Here is a 6459-nt window from a genome sequence, read left to right as displayed (position 1 = left end):
GGTTGGTAAAGCGAACGTTCCCGAAACCCGTTCCGATCGTGACGGTTCCCCAATGTCTAACGTCCTGCATCACGGGAATCTGCGATAGGCCCTGAACGACGCCATCATTGTGCATCACCACCAGCGAGTCATGTTTCCCAATAGCCGGAATGGCATGCATCAGTTCGCGGGGCAGATTGAATTGCTCACCTTCCCAGTTGCCGCCTGGCAGGTTCTGGCCGCCACGTGCGATTGATCCATCCGCTTCGATGATACCGGGACATGCGACACCGATGACTGGCGCTAACAGAAAATGCTGCTTCTCCGTCTTGCCAATCAATTTGGTTAGCATTTTTAAGAGTTTCTCGATGGCCGCGTGCCGGCTGTTGCAGTCTTCGCCATATCGCCAAATGTAAGATTTCCAGATTCGCGCTTTCGATAGGTCCCGGCGGTCGGAGAGCCTGGTTTCCACGACGCCCGCTCGAATATTGGCGCCCCCGATGTCGACTGCGAGGATGCCATCATATCCATCGAGCATCCAGGAATGCATTAGGTGCGCCGAGCCGAGCAACCCGGCCTCGTCAGGGTTATGGGCAATTGGCACGATATCAATCGGTAGCCCCTTGCTCTTTAATCTCACCATCACCCGCGCAATCGCCAGTTCACAGAAGGCGCTCTCTTTCAGGCCGCCTCCAACTGCAATCCGCCTCGTACCGTTCCAGCCATCCTCCTCGAGAAATTGTTGCAATACATACGCAATTTCCGTAGCGAAGTCCTCGATTGCCCCCAGAACCAACGCACAGGCTTCCTTATCCTCGCCGTTCAACAATGCGTCGATCTGCTTTTTGGACAGTTTTTCCGTCGCCGTATCGCCAAGCGGATCCTTGCCGCCTTTGCGAACGCGTTGACGCCAATCTTCAAGTTTCTGATGGAAAGCCTGCCTGTTGGCGCGATCGCCGATGAAACCGTTCTCGTCGTGGAGCTCAATATTGTAACTGTCCACGGTGACGGACGGCAGGTCTGCCGCACCGTGATTGAGGAGGGGACGGCCATTTTGTTTTGCCATTTCGTTTTCCAAGTCCCGACGTACATCCTCAACGTTCACGGCAGATACTCGGTTCCTTGGTAGCCGTCGAATACCCGGGTGAGACCAACGGGCTCGGAAGAAGCGCTGAAATGCGGCAGCGCTTACTTCTGTACGCCTGCTCTAACGGTCGCCAGTACCGGCACTAGTCTATCACCACGTCGAGGCCGGGTTCGCCCGGCCTTTGGGACTGGCTAGCGGCGCATGATCGACTGCACCACATTGAGGATTGGGAAATGCTTCAAGCTGGTGGGGTACAAAGGGGCGCCGTGAGAACCGTTGCTATCCAGATTATAGTGCGACATCTGGATGGGAATTCGGTGGTGTCGTCGGCGACTGTGGCATCGCAATTGACGCTGGCCGGGCGTCGCTCGTTTCAGGCTGTCGCGCCGCGACAATCTCGGCGGCGTTATCATCGATAGCAGAGTCGAAGCTTAATTATGCTGAACAGTGTCGGTCATGAAGGTAACGAAGATGGGGGGCAGCGACGGCGATCGCCTTCTTCAATCCGGCATGATCGTCCGAGACGACGAATTCCAGCCGTGCAGATGGCGCTGCTTCAGCTTGGCCAGGAAGTCCTTCCAACTCGAGTGGCTCTCACGGTTGGCCAGGTCGACCGCCAACACTTGGCGCCGGCCTTCGAGATCCGACCGCGTCCACCCGGCCGTGTAATCGAGCGATTACTGCTTTCATCCACTGCTCCGGTATTGATAGAGCCGCAACTGCTGCCATGACGTTTCATTTCGCCAAGTTGCGTCCGGCCGTGATCAGCCCAGCACGGGAGATCGCGAATCCTATCGAAGATCGAACTCGGCTTCACTTGGACAGAACTCGCCGCCTTGCGCGCTATTCATGCCGGCGCTGCGGTCTGACGGTACGGCTTTCTATCCGTCCTGCGACCGAGAAGATCAGGAAATCACTGTCGGTATCGATCCTCTCTCCATCCATCAATCTCACGACGTCATCAATGCCGGAAACCGGAAGGCGGTCGATCGACAGGAGATAGTCGCCCTCTTGCAGCCCTGCCTTCTCGGCGGGGCTGCCCGGCTCCACGCGGCGAAGTCGGACCGCCGTAGTCTGTGCCATGCCCGCTTCCAAGGCTATCCTTCGATGGAGCTCGACGGTGTCCGCGGCAATGCCAATATAGGCTCTGCGAACATGACCGAAACGCAGAAGCTCAGAGACTACATGCTTTGCTGTATTCGACGCCACTGCGAATGCGATGCTTTGCGCGCCCTGGATCACGGCCGTGTTAACGCCGATCACCTCACCCGCAGACGATACCAGAGGGCCGCCGGAATTACCGGGATTGAGCGCCGCGTCAGTTTGGATGATGTCCTCCATCAAACGACCACTGGCAGCGCGCATTGACCGGCCCAGCGCAGATATGATTCCTGCCGTAACCGTCCATTCAAAGCCCAGAGGATTGCCGATTGCTATGGCGATATGACCCCGCTTTAGACTTTTTGAGTCTCCCAATTTCGCCCAGACACCTGACCAGTCGTTCGCGCGGATCAAAGCGAGGTCCGTGTCAGCGTCGCGCCCGAGCACCCTGCCCTCGATGACTGCTCCTTCCGGCGTTGTGATCAGGATGTTCTTGGTGTCACCCACGACATGGTTGTTGGTGACGACAAGACCATCTGGCGAAATTGCAAAGCCTGAGCCATGACCGGCACGGTCACCGATTCTTTCGATTCGGCTGACCGCGGGACCGACAAGATCGACTGAGGAAGACACCGATAGGGAATAGGCATCCAGCAATCCGGTGTCTGAAGACGGCTGGATGTCGCGATCAATGAAGCCCATGAAAAACTCCGCAGGATGCGTCGCGTTGAGGACCGGCAGCGGCCGCAAAACAAGCGAGAGGCTGTCAGTTCGACAGATTTAAATCCGCATTCAGATGATGGTTGTGATGACATTATTCAAGTCACCGGCCCAGCTATCGCCGCGGCTGTCGGCAAGTGCTCGACAATGCGCTGCGCAGGACATCCTGCAGGAGCGCCCTCCCATTTCGCTGGCCTTGCGAGCGAGCGTGCGATCTCTTCAATGTTACATGCGAGGTGGCCGCGCCCCTTCACATGAGGAGCTCAGTCTGCTTATTTAGTTCTTCTGCGCATCCGCGCCCGCGCGCTTCGCTCCCAAAACTATTTCGTGCTTCCAGTTGCGCCGTCACCCAAGAAGGCCAAGAGCTGCTGCGGGACGAAAGCCGGGTTTTCGTCCGGCAGCCAATGTCCGGTATCCGGCACAACGGCGCCGCGCAGGCGCGCACCTGTGGCGGCCTCTGACCGCGTAGATCGTAAATCAACCGGACGCCGCGATGAAGTCGCGCAGGGCCTCGGCGAGAGCGCCCGGTTGCTCTTCCGGCGAGAAATGACCGCAATCCGGTATCAGCGCGTCTGTCAGGTCAGCAAGGTCGGCGCCTCGCAATCCTTTGAGATAAGCCTGAAATTCACCACCCTCAGCCTCGCCTCGCACATACAGCACCGGCGTCGGGGAGCTGCCACGCGAGGAATTGTCATTCTCATCCTCGGAAATCCCCGGTACCAATCGAAACCGGCCTTGAGACTTGACGGCGTGGCATAGGAGTGCGCATAGCGGCGGCGGGCATCTTGTGAAACAGCGGCGGGACGGGCCGAGATCGCCTCGAAGAAGAAGTCGAAATACTCCTGCTGACGCCCGGCGACCAATCGCTCCGGCAAGTCCGGAACCGCGTGGAAGGCGAAGTGCCAGAGGCGGGGATTTCGGATCACCTTATCCCACGGCGGCACGCCCGGCAGAATGGCGGCCCGGGAAACGGCGTTCGGAAAAGCTCGGAGATAGGCATAGACGATCTGGCCGCCGATATCATGACCGATCACCGTCACGTCCTCGAATCGGGCCGCCTTGATGAGACGGTCGACGTAACTCGCGAGGGTTCGTTTATCGGCGTTGGGCAGCGGCGCGACCGAGCCCCCGATGCCCGGAAGATCGATGGCGGCAACTCGGAACTGCCCCTCAGTGAGTATCGCCCCGAGCGCGATGTTGACAACGCGTCGAGCAGCGAGAATTGCGCCGGCGCCGGTCCGTTGGAGACCGTTCCGTCAAATTAGACTGCAAGACCTTGTGCGCCGTCCCGGAACCGTTGGCGCACTGCCGGGTTAGACGGACAGCCCAATTGAGCAACATTGGAGAAAATCGATGATATTGGCCTTTGAAAACCAGGCGTTCAACAAGAAAGCACGGACATCCCACAAACAGGCCCGGGATGTAATTTCGCAAGTCGAGCTCATCGGCATCCGCGCCAAGGCCTGAGCCGATGGGCATGCTCTCGGGAAAATCAGGCTGCTGCTGGACGGAAACAGCCGGAGCCATGACCTATCCTCCTCTCGACGCTTCCATTCATGCCGAAACGGTTGTTGTGGGCGCAGGCATCGTGGGTCTCACAACGGCCCTGCGGCTGCTTGAGGCGGGACGTTCCGTAATCGTGATCGAAGGATTGCGTGTGGGAAGGCAGGTTACTGGCCGATCAACGGCTAAGATCACCACGCAGCATCGGCTCATCTATCGTCACCTGATCGATACGATCGGCCTTGAGCATGCCCGCGCCTACGCCGAAGCCAACAGCGCAGGGGCAGATTGCATCAAGGGCTGGATTGCAGAACACGGCATTGACTGCAATCTCGAGGCTAAGTCAGCCTATGCGTATACGCAGGATCCCGCGACTTCCGCCCTTATCAAGGTCGAGGCGGAGGCCGCGCGAAGCCTCGGTCTTCAGGCGGAGGTGCTCGACCGCGCGCCCCTGCCTTTCGAAACCGCCGCCGCACTCCGCTTCCCAAACCAGGCGCAGTTCAATCCCGCCCGATATCTGACCGGACTCTCCGCGGTCGTAACCGCGCGAGGCGGCAAGATTTTCGAAAATAGTCGCGCACGGCTCATTGGTGAGGCGAGCCGCTGGCGCGTGGTCACCGACGGTGGCACGGTGCACGCCGAAAATGTCGTTGTAGCAACAAACATGACGGTCAAGAGTCCCGTAGGCATGTCGCACCGCACGCAGCCGAGAAGCCACGTTGCCATGGCCTTCCGCCTCGACGATGCTGCCTTGATCGACGGCATGTTCATTACCGTCGAAGAACCATCGCGCTCGCTGCGGACCGGCCGCGACGCGCAAGGACCGCTGCTGGTGGCGCTAGGCCCCCATTTCAGAACGGGTCAGGACGGCGATGTGGCGGCGCGATTCGTGGAGCTTGAACGTTGGGTGCGTGCCAACCTGCGCGTTGGCGAGGCGCTTTGGCGCTGGTGCAACGAGGACTACGACACGGCAGACCGGGTTCCATACGGCGGCGAGCCCGACCCGACGAGCGCCCCAGGCTTCTACATCGCCACCGGCTTCAACGCTTGGGGGATCAGCAATGGCACGGCTGTCGGTATGTTGATCGCCGATTTAATTGCCGGCCATCCCAATGCCTGGGCAAGGCTCTACGACCCGACAAGACCCTATCCGAAAGATTTCCACAAGAGCGGCGACAGCCAATCGATCGTCCGGAGCCTGGACGAAATTGAGGCTAGGCAAGGCGGCGTGCTTGTGCGCGGGCAGGAGAAGATTGCAGCTTGGCGAGACGATGCCGGCCTGATCCATACCTTGTCCGCGTCCTGCACGCATAAGGGCTGTACGCTCACTTGGAATAACGCGGATCGCACATGGGACTGCCCTTGCCACGGCTCGATTTTCGCCGCGGACGGATCAGTCATCCACGGCCCGGCCAGAAAGCCGCTGCCGAAAATCAGGCTATAGCCTTAGTGCAACAAAGACGCTTGCCGATAAACAACAACCATTAAATTCCGGTCGCCTTACTGGCTCGACCGTTGCCGCAGCTCTCGTTGCCTTAGCGCGCGAAGCACCACGATGAGTTCGAGCTCCAGCTCGGCGCAAATATCATCATTCTCTTTGATTATGACAGGATCCTCACCTTTGCGCTTCACGTTGTCGCGACGGTCAATCGCCTTTCCGAATGTCCGCAGTAGTTCGCTTGCAGGATCGTCCAAAGGCGCACCGGACAGCGTCCCGCGCAAAAAAGGTCTCTTCAGCAAAAGAGTTGCCTTTCCAATCTTGAAGAAGTCCTTCATTCGTAGGTTTCCGTGAATGGCGGGCATCAGGAACTGTTGCGATTCGCCCCAGAGCGGCCGACCCAATAAAGGGTAGTGCAAGGTCTCGTCGCTTCAATAGTGGCAAGGTTCACGCCCGCGGGCGTAACAATCGCGCACGACATTTCGAACGGAAACATCTTCAGTGGATATTTACCCACAATTATCCTTGCCGTTTCATTGAGTGTGGCGCGACTCAACGGCAGCAATCAACGTGATCAGGCCGTTGGACCCCTACCACGGCAAGAGAGACCCGGTGGGGCCGCAGGAACCTG

At 58.7% G+C, this 6459-nt stretch carries 6 protein-coding genes and 1 pseudogene; 2 read left to right on the top strand and 5 right to left on the bottom strand.

Annotation, left to right across the window (positions count from 1 at the left end):
* The 4 genes and pseudogenes from BN1800_RS25665 to BN1800_RS25655 form a co-directional block, all read right to left on the bottom strand.
* The coding region (locus tag BN1800_RS25665) for an ROK family protein (RefSeq protein ID WP_087001700.1) at positions 1-1045 on the bottom strand (1045 nt) is incomplete at its 3' end.
* 495 nt (positions 1046-1540) lie between these two features.
* A pseudogene (locus BN1800_RS40575) lies at positions 1541-1710 on the bottom strand (transposase); the annotation flags it as partial.
* Positions 1711-1909: 199 nt separating this feature from the next.
* Positions 1910-2869 carry a S1C family serine protease gene (locus tag BN1800_RS25660; protein WP_087001705.1) on the bottom strand — a complete coding sequence of 320 codons (960 nt, stop codon included), beginning with the start codon at positions 2867-2869 and terminating at the stop codon, positions 1910-1912.
* 593 nt (positions 2870-3462) lie between these two features.
* Entirely contained in the window at positions 3463-4020 is a 558-nt protein-coding gene (locus BN1800_RS25655; RefSeq protein WP_244564636.1) for an alpha/beta fold hydrolase, read from the bottom strand.
* Between BN1800_RS25655 and BN1800_RS42745 the strand changes: the two genes are divergently transcribed.
* Both BN1800_RS42745 and BN1800_RS25650 read left to right on the top strand, forming a co-directional pair.
* Positions 3910-4152 (top strand): hypothetical protein, encoded by a 243-nt coding sequence (locus tag BN1800_RS42745; RefSeq protein WP_244564635.1) that lies wholly within the window; start codon positions 3910-3912, stop codon positions 4150-4152. The two genes, BN1800_RS25655 and BN1800_RS42745, sit on opposite strands and share 111 nt — an antisense overlap.
* Before the next feature lie 206 nt (positions 4153-4358).
* Positions 4359-5834 (top strand): FAD-dependent oxidoreductase, encoded by a 1476-nt coding sequence (locus BN1800_RS25650; RefSeq protein WP_087001698.1) that lies wholly within the window; start codon positions 4359-4361, stop codon positions 5832-5834.
* Between the two features lie 56 nt (positions 5835-5890).
* On the opposite strand, the gene BN1800_RS25645 is transcribed toward BN1800_RS25650, so the two are convergent.
* Positions 5891-6166, bottom strand: a complete 276-nt coding sequence (locus BN1800_RS25645) for a hypothetical protein (protein WP_087001697.1) — start codon at positions 6164-6166, stop codon at positions 5891-5893.
* Positions 6167-6459: the final 293 nt, after the last annotated feature.

The organism is Rhizobium sullae (assembly GCF_900169785.1).
GTDB classification, from domain to species: Bacteria; Pseudomonadota; Alphaproteobacteria; order Rhizobiales; family Rhizobiaceae; genus Rhizobium; species Rhizobium sullae.
Note: the sequence above shows the minus strand (reverse complement) of the source record. Positions and strands in the feature narration are given on the sequence as shown.